Annotated in this window: 15 protein-coding genes; 14 read left to right on the forward strand and 1 reads right to left on the reverse strand. The window is 65.6% G+C overall.

Going from position 1 to position 14773, the window contains the following annotated elements; genetic code table 11:
* Nucleotides 1-41 precede the first annotated feature (41 nt).
* On the reverse strand, nucleotides 42-551 hold the full coding sequence (locus J7367_RS11730; protein WP_007966841.1) for a cytochrome b/b6 domain-containing protein: 510 nt from the start codon (nucleotides 549-551) through the stop codon (nucleotides 42-44).
* Between the two features lie 415 nt (nucleotides 552-966).
* On the opposite strand from J7367_RS11730, the gene J7367_RS11735 reads away from it, so the two are divergent.
* From J7367_RS11735 to J7367_RS11800, 14 genes are all read left to right on the forward strand, one after another.
* Entirely contained in the window at nucleotides 967-1404 is a 438-nt protein-coding gene (locus J7367_RS11735; RefSeq protein ID WP_007972313.1) for an FdtA/QdtA family cupin domain-containing protein, read from the forward strand.
* Entirely contained in the window at nucleotides 1401-2072 is a 672-nt protein-coding gene (locus tag J7367_RS11740) for an acetyltransferase (protein WP_057659714.1), read from the forward strand. The genes J7367_RS11735 and J7367_RS11740 overlap by 4 nt, the downstream gene beginning before the upstream one ends.
* A gap of 3 nt (nucleotides 2073-2075) precedes the next feature.
* Nucleotides 2076-3029, forward strand: coding sequence for a hypothetical protein (locus J7367_RS11745; protein ID WP_022559565.1), 954 nt, complete (start codon nucleotides 2076-2078; stop codon nucleotides 3027-3029).
* Between the two features lie 7 nt (nucleotides 3030-3036).
* Nucleotides 3037-3948, forward strand: coding sequence for a GNAT family N-acetyltransferase (locus tag J7367_RS11750; protein WP_081027533.1), 912 nt, complete (start codon nucleotides 3037-3039; stop codon nucleotides 3946-3948).
* Nucleotides 3936-5060 (forward strand): DegT/DnrJ/EryC1/StrS family aminotransferase, encoded by a 1125-nt coding sequence (locus tag J7367_RS11755; RefSeq protein WP_081027526.1) that lies wholly within the window; start codon nucleotides 3936-3938, stop codon nucleotides 5058-5060. The genes J7367_RS11750 and J7367_RS11755 overlap by 13 nt, the downstream gene beginning before the upstream one ends.
* Nucleotides 5057-6310, forward strand: a complete 1254-nt coding sequence (locus J7367_RS11760) for an O-antigen translocase (protein ID WP_057659721.1) — start codon at nucleotides 5057-5059, stop codon at nucleotides 6308-6310. Before J7367_RS11755 ends, J7367_RS11760 begins: the two co-directional genes overlap by 4 nt.
* On the forward strand, nucleotides 6307-7245 hold the full coding sequence (locus J7367_RS11765) for a glycosyltransferase (RefSeq protein ID WP_057659722.1): 939 nt from the start codon (nucleotides 6307-6309) through the stop codon (nucleotides 7243-7245). Before J7367_RS11760 ends, J7367_RS11765 begins: the two co-directional genes overlap by 4 nt.
* On the forward strand, nucleotides 7242-8375 hold the full coding sequence (locus J7367_RS11770; RefSeq protein WP_139792710.1) for a hypothetical protein: 1134 nt from the start codon (nucleotides 7242-7244) through the stop codon (nucleotides 8373-8375). The genes J7367_RS11765 and J7367_RS11770 overlap by 4 nt, the downstream gene beginning before the upstream one ends.
* A 44-nt stretch (nucleotides 8376-8419) precedes the next feature.
* Nucleotides 8420-9271, forward strand: coding sequence for a Wzz/FepE/Etk N-terminal domain-containing protein (locus J7367_RS11775; protein WP_057659728.1), 852 nt, complete (start codon nucleotides 8420-8422; stop codon nucleotides 9269-9271).
* A gap of 283 nt (nucleotides 9272-9554) precedes the next feature.
* Entirely contained in the window at nucleotides 9555-10397 is an 843-nt protein-coding gene (locus J7367_RS11780; RefSeq protein WP_022559558.1) for a class I SAM-dependent methyltransferase, read from the forward strand.
* Between the two features lie 12 nt (nucleotides 10398-10409).
* The gene (locus J7367_RS11785; RefSeq protein ID WP_057659730.1) at nucleotides 10410-11645 is read left to right on the forward strand and encodes an amidohydrolase family protein; all 1236 of its coding nucleotides are present in this window, start codon (nucleotides 10410-10412) and stop codon (nucleotides 11643-11645) included.
* The gene (locus J7367_RS11790) at nucleotides 11642-12340 is read left to right on the forward strand and encodes a class I SAM-dependent methyltransferase (protein WP_007966825.1); all 699 of its coding nucleotides are present in this window, start codon (nucleotides 11642-11644) and stop codon (nucleotides 12338-12340) included. The genes J7367_RS11785 and J7367_RS11790 overlap by 4 nt, the downstream gene beginning before the upstream one ends.
* Nucleotides 12341-12464: 124 nt before the next feature.
* A complete protein-coding gene (locus tag J7367_RS11795) occupies nucleotides 12465-13595 on the forward strand; it encodes a glycosyltransferase family 4 protein (RefSeq protein ID WP_057659731.1) in 1131 nt (376 codons plus the stop codon).
* Nucleotides 13592-14713 (forward strand): glycosyltransferase family 4 protein, encoded by a 1122-nt coding sequence (locus tag J7367_RS11800; protein ID WP_007966823.1) that lies wholly within the window; start codon nucleotides 13592-13594, stop codon nucleotides 14711-14713. Before J7367_RS11795 ends, J7367_RS11800 begins: the two co-directional genes overlap by 4 nt.
* The last annotated feature ends 60 nt before the right edge of the window (nucleotides 14714-14773 follow it).

The raw sequence follows: 14773 nt of genomic DNA on the forward strand, positions 1-14773 counted from the left end.
ATGGGGGAAGAAACGGATCACAGGTGGCTGGAAATGGCGGTTCACGCCTGCTTGCCCGGTAAGACGCGACGCAGCAGACCGTCACGCAACACCAGGTGATGCCAGAGCGCGGCGCCGAGATGCAGTAGCACCAGCGCCAGCAGCGCCCAGGCCGCATTCAAGTGCCAGGTGCCGAGGGTGTCGCCGAGGTCGCCGTCCGGTGCGACCAGCGCGGGCAAGGGGATGCCGAAGAAATACACCTGCTTGCCGTAGGCGCTGCTCAGCGACCAGCCCAGCAATGGCAGCGCGAGCATCAGGCCGTACATCGCCACATGCGTGGCGCCAGCGGCCAGGCGCATCGGCAGCGATGCGGGCGGGCCGGGCGGCAATCTGCGCAACCGCAGGCGCAACCCGATGCGTAACGCAAACAGCGCCAGCACCAGCAAGCCAAAGTGGCGGTGGCCTTCCAGCAGCCACTGACGCAGTGCGCGGCCATCCAGTTCGGCGCGCAGCAGGATCAGCGTGGCGGCCATGGTCAGGCACAGCACGGTAAGCCAGTGCAGCACGCGCATCGCCTTGGGCAAGGGCGGCACGTGCGCGGCTGCGGGCGCCCGTTCTGCCGGGGGCACCGCGTCTGTGCCGTTGACGGGAGCGCTGGCGGGCGCCGGGGGGGAGGAGCGCATCTGATCTGTCTTCCGGTGGTGGTCGTTGGTTCCGGCTGCGCGCCGCGCGGCCAGGCCTGGCTCCCCACGCAGGCCCAACGGCGGCCAGGTGAACGTGCACCGATGGGTGCGGCGATGTCGGAAAAAGGTTGCGTCGTTGCGGCACCTGGTTCGCACGTGCTGCATATCGAAGCGCTGCGACACGATCGGTTGCGCTTGCGCGCACGGCGCTTCGCAGGGCCGCGAGCGCGCGCAACCTTTCGCGCAACCCGGCGCACTCAGGCATGTCGCACTACGTGCAGTCGGCGGTTACGCCTTTCCGATCATGGCTATCGAACGCATCCAGTTGCATACCCACGGTGACGATCGCGGCCTGCTCATTTCATTGGAGCAGCAGCGCAATGTTCCGTTCGAGATCCGCCGTGTGTATTACCTGTTCGGCACGCGCCACGACGTGCATCGTGGCCAGCACGCGCACCGCCAGCTCAATCAATTTGCAGTGGCCTTGCATGGCTCGGTGACGATTCTGCTCGACGAAGGCAACGGCAATGGCCCCAGCGAAGTCGTGCTGGACGACCCATCGCAAGGCCTGCTGCTCGGCCGCATGGTGTGGCGCGACCTGTACCGCTTCAGTGCCGACTGCGTGCTGATGGTGCTGGCCGACCAGCTTTACGACCCTGGCGATTACATCCTGGACTACGACCAGTTCGTGAGCGAAGTGCGCAATGGCACTGCGCTGCAAGCGCGCAGGCTGGAAGCATGAGCGCACCGAGGCAACTGGTGATTGTCGGCGCGGGCGAGTTCGCGCAGATCGCCTGCGAGTACTTCCAGCACGACAGCCACTACACGGTGGCGGCCTTCAGTGTAGAGCGCGCTTTTCTGCTGCAGCCCACAGTGGCCGGGTTGCCGGTGGTGGCCTACGAAGAACTCGAGCAATGCTATCCGCCGCAAGACTACGCGGTGTTCGTGGCGATTCCTGCAACGCAACTCAATCGCCTGCGCACGCGCTTTTTCCAGGATCTGGTGCGGCGCGGCTATCGCTGCGCGACGTATGTGAGCTCACGCGCCTTCGTCTGGCATAACGCGCAGATCGGCGCCAACTGCTTCATCTTCGAGGGCAACGTCGTGCAGCCATTCACCCGCATCGGCGACAACTGCGTGTTGTGGAGCGGTAACCATATCGGCCACCGCACGGTGGTGCAGGATCATGTGTTCATCGCCTCGCATGCGGTGATTTCCGGCTATTGCCAGATCGGGCAGGGCAGCTTTATCGGCGTCAACGCCACGCTCAGCGACAAGATGCGCATCGCCGCAGACAACATCATCGGCGCCGGCGCGCTGGTGACGCGACATACCGAAGCCGGGCGTGTGTACGTGGGCTCGCCGGCGCGCCCGGTGGCGGGCAGATCCAGCTTCGATGTGGAGCTCTGAGCGGTGCTTGCCTGGAACAAACGCGGACTGGTGTTCGACGTCGCGCGCCACGGGGTGGGCGGCTGGATGAACCATGCCGCGCTGACGCCAACACCGCATCGCCTGTCTGCTCAGGTGCTGCGGGTGTACGCCGGCTTTCGCGATGCGCAGGGCGTGAGCCGGATCGGATACGTGGATGTGCGCGCCGATGCGCCAACGCAGATCGTCGGCGTCAGCAAGCATCCGGTGCTCGACATTGGCCGTGACGGTTGTTTCGACGACAACGGCATGATCCTGGGCGATGTGGTGGCCGGGCCGGATGGGCTGTACCTGTTCTATGTCGGCTTCCAGCGTGTGGCCAAGGCCAAGTTCCTCGCCTTCACCGGCCTGGCGGTCTCCCACGATGGTGGCGAGCGCTTCCAGCGTCGGCAGGAAACGCCGCTGCTGGATCGCGCACCGGGGCGCAGCACGATTGCCGCGGTGCATTCGGCACGCTACGAACAGGGCCGCTGGAGGCTCTGGTACGCGGTGGGCGATGATTGGGAAACGATTGGCGGCCAGCCGTATCCGCGTTACCACATCCGCTACGCCCAGACCGACGACCTGCGTTGCATTCCTACCGACGATGCTGTGTGCCTGCGTCCACACGGCGACGAATACCGCATCGGGCGTCCGCGCGTGTACCGGTTCGGCGAGCGCTATCTGATGTATTTCACCCGTGGCGACCTCCAGGGCGGCTACTTTCCCGGCATCGCCTTCAGTGGCGATGGGGTGCACTGGGAACGCGACGACCGTCAGTTGGGGCTTGCGTTATCCGATGACGGCTGGGATGCGCAAACGCTGTGCTACCCCGCCTTGATCCAGCACGGCGAGCGTGTGTTGATGTTCTACAACGGCAACGCGATGGGGCAGGCGGGCTTCGGTCTGGCAGAGGCGGCGTTGCCGGTTGCGTTACAGGGCTGTCATGTTTTCGGTTAGGTCCTACGTGCCGGCCGATGCGCCTGCGTGGGATGCCCTGGTGGTGGCGTCGCGCAATGGCAATCTGCTGCATCGGCGTGACTATATGGACTATCACGCCGAGCGCTTTGTGGATGCGTCCTTGGTGGTCCAACGTGAGGACGCGGTCGTGGCGGTGCTCCCGGCGAATGTGCAGGGCAGCTGCGTCAGCAGCCACGCCGGGCTCACCTATGCCGGGCTGCTGTCGTCGATGGCGCTGCGTGCCGGCGCCGCCTTGCAGGTGTTCGAGCAGATTGCCGCGCACTACCGCGCGCTTGGCGTGCGCGAGATCATCTACAAGCCGGTGCCGCATATCTTTCATGCGTACCCGGCCGAAGAAGAGCTGTACGCACTGCATCGGCTTGGCGCGCAGCTCTGCCGGCGCGATTTGTCGTCGGTGATTGCGCTACGCGAGCGGCCTGCATTCAGCGCCGAGCGGCGGCGTTCCATTGCCAAGGCGCGCAAGGCCGGGGTACAGATCCGGCGCGGGACCCAGCTCGATGGATTTCATGCGCTGCTGACCCAGGTCCTGCAGCGGCATGGCGTGGCACCGACGCATCGGCTGGATGAGCTTGCACTGCTGCAACGCCGGTTTGCGCAGCAGATCGTGTTGCATGAAGCGCGCGCTGACGGGCAATTGGTCGCCGCCGCGTTGGTCTTCGACTTTGGCCGCTGTGTGCATACCCAATACCTGGCGGTCTCCGAGCAGGGCCGCCAGTTGGATGCGTTGAGCCTGCTGCTGGCCGAGCTCATCACCGATGTCTATGCGCAGCGCGAGTATTTCAGCTTCGGCATCTCCACCGAACAGGGCGGGCAGGTACTCAACGAAGGCCTGGTGGAACAAAAGGAACGCTTCGGCGCGCGCGCCGTGGTACAGGATGTTTATCGATGGTTGATGTAATGGATGTACCTTTCCTGGATTTGCGTGCAGTCAATGCGCGCTATGCGGATGAGCTAAAAACCGCAGCGGCACGTGTGATCGATGCCGGCTGGTATGTGCTCGGTCAAGAGCTGGCCGCCTTCGAAGAAGAGTTCGCCAGTTATTGCGGCACCACGCATGCGGTCGGCGTGGGCAATGGGCTGGATGCGCTGGGGTTGATCCTGCGCGGCTACCGTGAGCTGGGGGTGTTGCGCGAAGGCGACGAAATCATCGTGCCGGCCAACACCTTCATCGCGACGTTTCTGGCGATCAGCCAGAACCATCTGGTGCTGGTGCCGGTCGAGCCGGACCCGGTCACTTTCAACATTGACCCGTCAAGGGTGGAAAAGGCGATCGGGCCACGCACACGCGCCATCATGGCAGTGCACCTGTATGGGCAATTGGCCCAGATGCAGGCCCTGCAGACCCTGGCCCATCGCTACGGCCTGCTGCTGATCGAGGATGCCGCGCAAGCGCATGGGGCAAGCGCACAGGGGCAGCGCGCCGGTGCCTTCGGCGATGCGGCGGCCTTTAGTTTCTTCCCGACCAAGAACCTGGGTGCATTGGGCGATGGCGGCGCAGTCACGACGTCGGATGCATGTCTGGCCGAGCGCATTCGCGCGCTGCGTAACTACGGCTCGGAAGTGAAGTATCACCATCTCTGCCAGGGGGGGAACTCGCGTCTGGATGAAATGCAGGCTGCGTTCCTGCGCGTCAAGCTGGGCTATCTGGAGGACGAGATCGCGTTGCGGCGTGCAGTGGCACGGCGGTATCTGCACGGTATCTGCAACCCGCTGATCGTGCTGCCCGCGCCGGTGGCCGAGCAACAGCACGTCTGGCATCTGTTCGTGGTACGCAGCCTGCAGCGCGATGCCCTGCAGGCACATCTGTTGCGGCAGGGCATCCACACGCAGATTCATTACCCGGTGCCGCCGCACCGGCAGCCGGCATACGCCACTTTGGGCGAGGCCTGCCTGCCGCTGAGCGAACAGCTGCATCGGGAAGTACTGAGCCTGCCGATGGGGCCGGCGCTGGACGATGCAGCAGTTGCGCATGTGATCGCGTCCTGTCAATCGTTCGGCAGCAACACATGAATCTCGTGCGCAGCAGCGCCTACACCGGCGTTGCGACGCTGGCCAAACTGCTGGCGGCATTGGTGGTGGTCAAGCTGGTCGCCGTCTATGCCGGGCCGCAGGGCGTGGGGCGGCTTGGCCAGTTCCTCAACCTGATGTCGGTGCTGGCGGTATTGGCCGGTGGCGGCATCAGTGCCGGCATCGTCAGGTATGTGGCGCAGTACCGCAACGACGCCCCCGCATTGGCGCGCCTGCTGAGTGCGGCGCTGTGGTACGCATTCTGCGCGGCCTGCGTGATCGCGCTGCTGGCGATGGTGTTCAGTGGAGCGATTGCCGAGCGCCTGTTGGGCGATGCGAGCTATCGCCCGCTGATCTGCGTGCTGGCGATCGCGCAGCTGGGAATCGCACTGCTCAATTACATACTGGCGCTGATCAACGGCTTCATGGATGTGCGACGGCTCGCCTTCGTGCACGTGACAGGCGCCGTGCTGAGCGTTGCCTTGGTGGCGTGGCTCTCCAGCCGGGCGCAATTACATGGGGCGCTGCTGGCGCTGGTCCTGGGGCAGGTCCTGTGGCTGCTGGCGGCGGTCCCGGCGCTGCGGCGTAGCCCCTATTTTCAGCCCGCAATGTGGCGGATGCGCTTTGACGCGCAGATGACCCGTCGGCTGGCGGCATTTTCGCTGATGACGCTCACCTCGACACTGATGCCGCAGCTGGTGACCATCGTGGTGCGCAATCATCTGGCGCTGCGGTTCGGCTGGGAGCAAGTGGGCTACTGGCAGGCGGTAAGCCGGGTCTCCGATGCCTATCTGCTGTTCTTCACCACCGCCATCAACGTGTACTACCTGCCCAAGCTTGCGTCGCTGCAAGGCGCTTCGGGGCTGGGCAGCGAGCTGCGCAGCGCGTATCGCCACGTCATGCCGGCGGTGATCGTGGCGGCGCTGGGCGTCTATGTATGCCGCGATTGGGTGACCTGGCTCCTGTTCGATCCCCAATTTTCCGCTGCGGCGCCCTTGTATGGCCCACAGCTGCTGGGAGACGTGATCAAGATCGCGGCGTTCATCCTGTCATACGTGATGCTCGCCAAGGCGATGACACGGCTGTTCGTGATCTCCGAATGCGTGTTCGCAGCGAGCTATCTGGCGCTGGTGTACGTGTTCACCGCGCGGTTCGGGCTGATCGGCGCGATGCATGCCTTTGCCGCCAACTACGTGCTGTATCTGTTGTTCAACATCGTGGTGGTGCGGCGCTATCTGGAACGGGCGGCATGAACGATCAGGCACATGCACGCTGGCCGCTGGTGTCGGTGCTGATTCCGGCGTTCAACCATGCGCGCTTCGTGCAGCGTTGCCTGGATAGCGTCCTGGAAGACCCGTATCCATGCAAGGAGATCGTGATCATCGACGATGGCTCCAGCGATGCCACCGGCGAAAGGATCAGCCAGTGGATCAGCGATCATGGGCATCGGCTACCGGTGCACTTCGTGCAACGCGAGAATCGGGGACTGGCCGCCACGCTCAACGAGCTGGCATTGCGTGCGCGGGGAGAATATCTACGGCTTGGCGCAAGCGACGACTATTTGTTGCCCGGCGGGCTGGATGCGCAGGTGCGCTATCTGCGCGGACATCCGCAAAAACTTGCGGTGATCGGCGATGCCTGCGTGGTCGATGCGCATGGCCAGTTGCTGCATGGCAGCGCCATGCGCGATCTGCACCGGGTTGACAAGGATCTGTATCGCTCCGAATCCGGCATCCGGCGTGCAGTGATACGGCAGTGGGCAGTCAGTGGCGCCGTGGCACTGCTACGGCGCAGCGCTTTGCGCGCGTGCAGGGGGTGGGACGAGTCGCTACGAATCGAAGACTGGGATTTCTTCCTGCGCCTGGTTGCGGGAAATGCGCTGGGTTTCATCGATTTGCCGGTATGCGCCTATCGCTTGCATGGCAACAACCTCAGCAAGACCGCGAATGTGCCGGCGCGCATCGCCAACCTGCGCGAGTCGCGGCACGTGGCATTGCGCTGCGCACCGTTGTTCGATGAGCCCGATCGCACGCTGCTGCATGCGCAGGCGCATTACATCGCTGCCAAGGTGGAATTTCTGCGGCGCCGGCCGCACCGGGTGGCCGTGCATCTCGTGGTCTACGCATGCTTGTCGCTGCCTGCCAGATGGCGTCCAAAACGCGTCGCGCGCGGGGCCGAGCCTGCATGAGCATGCTGTTGCGCCGTCCGGCGACCTATCTGGCATTGCCCATGTTGCTTAGCTGCGCGTTGACGTGGCTGACCTATGCGCTACCCCACGCCTACCTGAAAGGCATCGTGCTGCTGGCGCTTGCGGCAGCGGCCACCTTCGCGCTCGACGCGCTGCTACGCACACAGGTGCCGTCGGTCGAGCGCTTTCGCCACTACCGTTACCCCGGTACCCGCGATGCCTTTCTGGCGATGGGACTGGCCGCGACGGTGACGATGTTCTGCATCGCCGATGTGGTGCTGTTTCCGATTCCGTTGTTCAGCGATCCCACCTCGTACGCTACCTTGAGCCCGCTGCGTGCGCATGTGCGGCACATCTCCAATATGTGCTGGATCCTGCCGCCGATCGCCCTGCTGTGCGTGCGCCATCGTGGGTTGCGTGCGGCGATGCTGACGTTGGGATTGGTGTTCCCGATCGTGGTGATCGATCGCAACCGCATCTTCGCCGGCTTGTTCTCGTTCGTGCTGGTCATGCTGTTGCGGCGCGACCCGGCGCGTCGGCTGCCGTGGAAGACCATTGGCCTGCTCGTGATGGCCGGCGGTGGCGTGTTTTCGATCCTTGGCGCGTTGCGCTCCGGTTCCCTGGCCACCGTGGCGTTGCCGTTCAGCGCGTTCTACCGTGCCATGCCGCAGGGCGTGCAATGGTTGCTGCTCTACATCAGCGCCGGGCCGTATAACTTCGGGGCGATGCTGGCCAAGGGCTACGTCAACGCCAGCTTCCTGGTCAATCAACTGGTGCCGTTCACTGGTTCGATTGCCACCGCCGGCACCAGCATTCCGCTGGATGCGCCCAACATCAATGTGGGCACCGAGTTCTTTCCGTTCTTGATGGCGTGGGGCGCTGCCGGTGCCCTGCTTGCGATGTTGGCCTTGTATGCCGGGTTGGTGTGGAGCGTACGGCGGCTCAATGGCTCGCTGTCGATCTTTCATGTGCTGATCTTCCTGCGCATCGCCTATGCCTGCCTGATGTCGCCGTTCGCGCCACAGGCGTTCACCTGGACCAACTTCGGCTTCATCGCGCTGTGCCTGGTGCTGCATGCCTGCACGGTGCTGTTGCCCAACCGGCTGTCCCCACATCCGTCTGCCGCGTGAGCGTGCAGCACGCCCCTTATCGCCCCCGTTGCAGAGCCGCGCCCATGCATCAACACGACGAAATCTATCTGATCGACCTGTGGCGTATCCTGCGCCGGGAATGGCGCTGGGCAGTGGCAGCGCTGGTGGTGGTGCTGGGCCTGACCTTCGCTTTTACACGCCTGGCCAGACCGCAATGGGAGGCCACCGCGTGGATCCAGGTTGGCGAAATCGGCCCGACCCCTGCTGGCCGCGACCCCAAGGTCGAACCGTTCCAGCGGGTGATCGATCGCATGAAAACGCGGCTGTTTCAGGATGCGGTGTTGCGTCGGGCGCAGGTGCCGCTCGATAGCCGCGCCGCGCAGCTGTATCGCGGCAGCCTGAAGCCGGATCCCGACCCGTACGCCAATCTGATCGGTGTGACGATCCGCGCGGAATCGGCGCAGCAGGCGCGCACGCTGGCCATGGCCACCGTGAGCCAACTGCAGATGCTGCACGGCGACACCCACGCAGCTGCGCTCGATCTTGCGCGCGCCCGCCTGCAAGGCTTGAGCGAGGATCTGCGCGCGGCCACCACCAACCGCGAGCAGTTACAGCGGCAGTGGCAGGCCGGGCAGGGGGCGTCTTCGGCCACGCCAACGCAGGTACTGGCGGGCGTGTTGCTCACCGACAGCAACACCACGATTCGCGCCTTGAAGAGCGAGCGCGACGATCTTGTTGCCCGCCTCACCAGGCGCTACACCTACCAGACCTCGCTGGCGTGGCCGCTGTATGTGCCCGACCGCCAGGCCTTTCCAAATGCGGTCACCGCCTGGGCGGGGGGCCTGCTGGCCGGGGCGGGACTGGGCGTGCTGGTCGCGGTGCTACGCAATGCGATACGTCGTCGTGCGCGGGCTCCTGCACACGCTGGCGCATGAGGGCTGCAGTGGGTAGCGGCGCATGCAGGGGGGATTGAGTTTGCGCAAGCAGCAGGCCCCAGGCGATACGAGAGCGAACGTCGGGGCGCACATCGCATGCGGCGCGTTGAGCCAATGCCTGCCTGTTGGGTGTGATCGCCTGAGCCAGCGCGACCGGCGGTCGCCACGCTGCAACCAAACTGGCAACACCGCGCACTCACGGGTCTATCAAGCGATGCCGCACTGGTGGCGTTGCGACCGGAGAGCGTGGTGAAAACAACAGGACGGGTCCGGGAGGCTGCGCATGTCGTCAATCAGTGAGCATGCGGCCCGGGGCGGCACGGTCGCGCCGGAGCAGCTACTGGAAACGCAACGTGCGTTCGACAGCGTTGCTCCCGACTACGATGGTCCCCGCGGCAACAACGCGCTGATCCAGCGCATGCGCACCACGCTGTGGGACACGGTGGCGAGCGAGTTGCCGGTAGGGTCGCGGCTGGTCGATCTGGGCTGCGGTACCGGCCTGGATGCTGGCGAATTCGCGCGCCGCGGATATTCCGTGCTGGCGACCGACTGGTCGCCGGCAATGGTCGAGCGCACCCGCCAGCGTGCTGCCACGCACGGTCTGCAAGAACGCCTCGCTACCGCGCATGTCGGCATCCAGCAACTCGATCGGCTGGAAGGCAGCTTCGATGGCATGTACTCCAACTTCGGCCCGCTCAATTGCGCGCCGGATCTGCCGGCCGTCGCCGCGCAATGCGCGCGCCTGCTGCGCCCGGACGGCTGCCTGGTGTTTTCGGTAATCGGGCGGATCTGTCCGTGGGAAATCGGTCATTACGCCTTGCGCGGGCGCTTCAGACGCGCGGCGGTGCGTGCCGCCAAAGGGGCGATCGCGGTGGGCATGAACGGCCACACCATCTGGACCTGGTACCACCTGCCGCGCGAGTTCTACCGCGCATTCCAGACGCATTTCGTGCTGGACAGCTACCGCGCCCTGAGCCTGTTCCTGCCGCCGCCGTATCTGGTGGAGTTTTGCGAACGCAATCCACGCCTGTCCGAGCGCCTGGGCCGCTGTGACGACCGCTGGGGCGGGTTGCCGCTGCTGCGCGACATGGGCGATCACTTTCTGATCGTAATGCGCAAGCGCTGAGTGGAGCGGTCGATGGCCATGGCCGATGTCTGCCTGCAAGGCGCACGTGCGATCACCCAGGCCGGTCCGTCGCGTGCCGCGGTAGCGATCCGCGCGGGGCGCTTCGGCGGCACGCTCGGCACCGGCACCGTGCGCCTGGATCTGCAAGGGCATGTGCTGGCGCCGGGCCTGATCAATGCGCACGAGCACCTGCAGGTCAACTGCGTGCCGCCGCTGCCGCAGGCCGCACCGTTTCGCAATAGCTACGCATGGATCGAGGCATTTCAGGCGCATTTTCATCACCCGGACGTCGCCGCCGCACTACGCGTGCCCAAGGCGGTACGGCTGCGCCATGGCGGTTTGAAGAACCTGTTGGCCGGCGTCACCTGCGTGGCCCAGCACGACCCGTGGCACGCCGCGCTGGACGAAGCGAATTTCCCGGTGAGCCTGCTGCGCGACTTCGGCTGGAGCTACGCGTTGGGGTGGGCGGGCTACGGCCCGCCCGTACAAGGCAGCTTTGCCGCAACCCCGGCAGCGCATCCCTGGATGATCCATCTGGCCGAAGGCACCGATGCGGTGGCGCGTGCCGAGCTCGATGAACTCGACCGGCTCGGCTGCCTGGCCGCCAACACGGTGTTGATCCACGGCGTAGGCATGGGTGAGCAGGATGTCGAGCGGGTGATCGCGCGTGGCGCAGCCGTGGTGTGGTGTCCGTCCAGCAATCAGGCGCTGCTCGGGCGCACGCTCGATCCGTGGCGTTTGTGCATGGCCGGCCGGCTGGCGCTGGGCAACGATTCGCGCATCAGCGGCGCGCGCGACCTGTTGGAAGAACTGCAGATCGCCAGCCAGAGCGGACTGGCACCGGACCAACTGCTTGGCATGGTCACCAGTGACTGCGCGCGTATCCTGCGCATGGCAACGCGTGGGCGTATCGCGCCTGGAGCCAATGCAGATGTGTTGATCGTGCGCGACCGCGGCGGCGAGCCTGCCAGCAGCATCATCGGTTGCACGCGCAGCGACTTGCGTGCGGTGATTCGCGATGGCAAGCCGCGCGTTGCCGATCCGGATTTTGCGCCGTGGTTCGACGCGGCCGGCATCCGGACCGTGCCGGTGTTGCTGGACGGACGCCCCAAATTGCTCGATGCCACGCTGGCCGACCCGGCGGTGCTGGCGCTCGAACCCGGTCTTGAGCTTTTAACGCAGGAGCGGCCGGCGCAGGACACCGCGCAGGTTACCCACGCGCTCGCTGCCAACGGAGCGCTTTCATGAGCGCAGTGCCGGTGCTCGAGCCCGCTGCTGCGTACGCACTGTGGGCGCAGGCGTATCCACCGCACGCGCACAACCCGGTGATGCTGGCCGAAGAGCGCGCCATGCTCGCATTGATGCCGTCCAGCCTGCAGGGCCAGCACGTGCTGGACGCCGGCTGCGGCAGCGGCCGCTACATGCTGCACGCACTGCGCCGTGGCGCCCGGCAAGTGACCGGTGTCGACCTGTCGCCGCAGATGCTGCACCGTGCCGGTGCCGAGCTCGCACGGGACTGGCCGGCCGCACGCATCGTTTTGCAACAAGGCAGCCTGGATCATTTGCCGTTGGCCGATACGGTGACCGACCTGAGCGTGTGCGGTCTGGTGCTGGGGCACCTGCAACAGCTGTGGCCGGCGCTGGAAGAACTGCATCGCGTCACCCGCGTGGGCGGCATCGTGCTGTGCAGCGACGTCCACCCGATCGGCCACGCATTGGGCTGGCGGCGCGACTTCAAGGCCGATGGGCAGCACTACGCGGTCCGCCACACCCAGCATCTCTATAGCCACTGGCATTCGGCATGCACCGCACTCGGGTTCGCGATCCAAGCCGTGTCCGAGCCGATGCTGGACCCTGCGGATATCCCGGCCGGCGCGCGTTTCGACCAGATGGCGTTGCAGGTGCCGGTTGCGCTGGTGCTACGGCTGCGACGGATCGCGTGAGCAAGATCCTGCACACCGCAGCGGCTGTCTGTGCGTTGGGCGCTGCCGGTCAGTGGCACGCTGCGGTCGCAGCGGCACACGGCAGCGACGTTGCGTCGATCGCCATCCAGGCGCTGCCGGCCCTATGAGCCTGCACGTCGCACACCTGAATCTGGTTCCCACGCCCGATGGCCTGAGCGTGGAGCAGGTGTTCGCGCATTGGCCAACGTTGGCAGACATCGCCGAAGCTGTCGCCAGTGCTGGCGTGCAGGTGTCGGTGATCCAGGCCTCCGCCTTGAATACCCGGCTACGCCGCCAGTGCGTGGACTATCGCTTCGCCGATCTGCACCAGCGTGGCAGCGCAGTCCGTGCCCGTGCGCTTGCCGCATTGCTGCACGAGATCGATGTCGATGTGCTGCATGTGCATGGTCTGGAATTCGCCGGCGACGCGCGGCGTCTGGCGCGCCTGTTGCCGCAGCTGCCGATCCTGCTGCAGGATCATGCCAACCGGCCGCCACGCTGGTGGGCCAGAAGCCTGTGGCGCGCACGCTACGCCGCCGCAGCCGGCATCGCCTTCACCTCGTTGGAACTGGCGCAGCCGTTCGTGCGCGCGCGCCTGTTTGGCCGCAGCACGCAGCTGTTTGCCATCCCCGAATCCAGCAGCCGCTTCACCCCTGGCGACCGATTGCAGGCACGCGAGCAGACCCGCGTGCACGGCGACCCCTGCGTGGTATGGATCGGCCATTTCAGTCCAGCCAAGGACCCGCTCTGTGTGCTCGATGCGGTGGCCACCGCTGCGCGTCTGTTGCCCGGTCTGCGGTTATGGTGCGTGTTCGATCAGGCGCCACTGATGGCGCAGGTGCAGCAGCGCTTGCGCGCCGACCCGCAGCTGGCCAGATGCGTGCACTTGCTCGGCAAGGTCGGGCACGCACGCGTGCAGGAGCTGCTGCGTGCGGCGGACGTCTTCGTTTCTGCCAGCCATGCAGAAAGTTGCGGTTATGCCGCACTGGAAGCCTATGCCTGCGGCTGCCTGCCGCTGCTGACGGCCATTCCGTCGTTTCGTGCGCTCAGCGATGACGGCGCAGTGGGCCAGTTGTGGCCGGTCGGCGATGCATCGGCATTGTCGGAACTGTTGTTGCGCGTCAGCCGGCAACGTCCCTCGCGGGCACAGGTGCGTGCCCATTTCGAGGCGCGCCTGTCGTTTGCCGCAGTGGGCCGGCGCTGGGCGCAGGCTTATACGCAACTTCGCACGACCCCGCCGGAGCGCACCGCATGAAGCTGGCATTGGTGGTGCCAGGTGGTGTGGATCGTAGCGGGGAAGTCCGGGTGATTCCGGTATTCCTGACCTTGATCGAGTGGCTGGCACGCAACCATGAGGTGCACGTGTTCGTGCTGCATCAAGAGCCGCAACCAGGCATCTGGCGCCTGCGCGGTGCCACGGTGCATAACATCGGCGCGCGTCGCACGCGGCTGCGCGCCATCGCCGCCATCTGCGATGAGCACAGGCGCGCACCGTTCGCTGTGATTCAGGCGATTTTTTCCGGCTATTGCAGTTTGATCGCGGTGATCGCCGCCACGCTGTTGCGCCGTCCCAGCATGGTGCATATCGCCGGCGGCGAGCTGGTCGCCTTGCATCGCATCGATTATGGCGGCCGCCGCAAATGGCGCGGGCGTCTGCGCGAGGCGGTGATCCTGCGGCTTGCCGATCAGGTAACGGCTGCCAGCGCGCCCATTATCGATTCGCTGCAGGCGCTGGGCATCGCTGCGCAACGCGTGCCGCTAGGCGTGGATCTGCGCGCCTGGCCGCCTGCAGCGCCGCGCGCCCGCACCGGGCCGACCGCGCGCCTGCTGCATGTGGCAAGCCTCAATCCGGTCAAGGATCAGACCACCTTGTTGCAGGCAATGGCCGCACTCAAGCGCGCCGGCGTTGCCTTCACCCTGGACATGGTGGGCGTCGACACGCTGGGCGGTGCCATGCAGCGCCTGGTGCAGCAGCTCGGCTTGCAGCAGCAGGTGCGTTTTCTCGGTTTCAAGACCCAGCGCGAATTGCGTCCGATCATGCTGTCGGCCGATCTGCTGGTGCTGTCCTCGCTGCACGAAGCCGGGCCGCTCGTGCTGCTGGAAGCTGCCGTTGCAGGGGTTCCTACGGTGGGAACTGCGGTCGGGCATCTGGTCGAGTGGGCCCCTGTCTGCGCATTGGCGGTGCCGCCGGGCGACTGGGCCGGAATGGCAGAGGCCATCCGCCAGGTCCTCGGCGACGACGAACTGCGCTTGCGTCTTGCCTGGGCGGCGCAGTGCCGCGCCGTCCGCGAAGATGCTGCACTGACCACGCGCCTGTTCGAGCAGTCGTATCGCCAGTTGTGCGATCAGCGACCAATGCGCCGAGTGCGCTGACGCGCGTGGCAACGCAGCGAGTTGTTCGCAGCGCCCTTGCACTCACCGTTTGAAGGCTGC

The organism is Xanthomonas sp. D-36-1 (genome assembly GCF_017746155.1).
Classification (GTDB): Bacteria; Pseudomonadota; Gammaproteobacteria; order Xanthomonadales; family Xanthomonadaceae; genus Xanthomonas; species Xanthomonas cissicola.

Bases quoted from the DNA above. Each gene is read 5' to 3' on its own strand.
- J7367_RS11780 (WP_022559558.1), top strand. From the start codon at position 9,555: ATGTCGTCAATCAGTGAGCATGCGGCCCGGGGCGGCACGGTCGCGCCG.
- J7367_RS11740 (WP_057659714.1), top strand. From the start codon at position 1,401: ATGAGCGCACCGAGGCAACTGGTGATTGTCGGCGCGGGCGAGTTCGCG.
- J7367_RS11735 (WP_007972313.1), top strand. From the start codon at position 967: ATGGCTATCGAACGCATCCAGTTGCATACCCACGGTGACGATCGCGGC.
- J7367_RS11800 (WP_007966823.1), top strand. From the start codon at position 13,592: ATGAAGCTGGCATTGGTGGTGCCAGGTGGTGTGGATCGTAGCGGGGAA.
- J7367_RS11785 (WP_057659730.1), top strand. From the start codon at position 10,410: ATGGCCATGGCCGATGTCTGCCTGCAAGGCGCACGTGCGATCACCCAG.
- J7367_RS11730 (WP_007966841.1), bottom strand. From the start codon at position 551: ATGCGCGTGCTGCACTGGCTTACCGTGCTGTGCCTGACCATGGCCGCC.
- J7367_RS11790 (WP_007966825.1), top strand. From the start codon at position 11,642: ATGAGCGCAGTGCCGGTGCTCGAGCCCGCTGCTGCGTACGCACTGTGG.
- J7367_RS11765 (WP_057659722.1), top strand. From the start codon at position 6,307: ATGAACGATCAGGCACATGCACGCTGGCCGCTGGTGTCGGTGCTGATT.
- J7367_RS11795 (WP_057659731.1), top strand. From the start codon at position 12,465: ATGAGCCTGCACGTCGCACACCTGAATCTGGTTCCCACGCCCGATGGC.
- J7367_RS11775 (WP_057659728.1), top strand. From the start codon at position 8,420: ATGCATCAACACGACGAAATCTATCTGATCGACCTGTGGCGTATCCTG.
- J7367_RS11760 (WP_057659721.1), top strand. From the start codon at position 5,057: ATGAATCTCGTGCGCAGCAGCGCCTACACCGGCGTTGCGACGCTGGCC.
- J7367_RS11770 (WP_139792710.1), top strand. From the start codon at position 7,242: ATGAGCATGCTGTTGCGCCGTCCGGCGACCTATCTGGCATTGCCCATG.
- J7367_RS11755 (WP_081027526.1), top strand. From the start codon at position 3,936: ATGGTTGATGTAATGGATGTACCTTTCCTGGATTTGCGTGCAGTCAAT.